At 62.2% G+C, this 518-nt stretch carries 1 protein-coding gene; it reads left to right on the forward strand.

The genetic code is table 11. The features are described from left to right. Positions 1–17: 17 nt before the first annotated feature. Positions 18–518, forward strand: a 501-nt coding sequence (locus ACXJKH_RS22030) for an AraC family transcriptional regulator (protein WP_457322575.1), incomplete at its 3' end; no start/stop codon positions are given.

A 518-nucleotide genomic window follows, 5' to 3' on the forward strand; every position in this document is an offset into this window, starting at 1 on the left:
GTCAAGCTCCTTGGCTACTGGGCCTTCTTCCGCCGGCGATTCATCTGAGAGTCGCAGACGACCGGGCGGTCCTGCGGTGGGCGGTCGAACGCATGATGCAAGAAATGCGCGAATCGAAGCCAGGAGGAATGCTCCTGGCCCAAAATCTTGCCCAGACCATGCTCGTCCATGCCCTGCGGGCACATCTTAGTGAGGCAGGCGCTAGCGGGGCGGGTTTGCTGGCCGCGCTGGCTGACCCGCGGCTGAGCCGAGCGCTCCGGGCTATTCACGCTCACCCAGCGAGGAAATGGACGTTGCGCAGCCTTGCGGCCGAGGCCGGGATGTCCAGGACTGTCTTCGCCACCCAATTCCGGGCTGCAATGGGGGAGACCGCAATGCTGTATCTGACACGCTGGCGAATGGCTCTGGCCTGCGACCAGCTCGAGCACTCCAGGGAGTCGGTCGCTCAGGTGGGATCTTCGCTTGGATACGATTCAATTAGTGCGTTTTCGACTGCCTTTAAGCGCGTCTTAGGCATC

This window comes from Stenotrophomonas sp. P5_B8 (assembly GCF_054049855.1).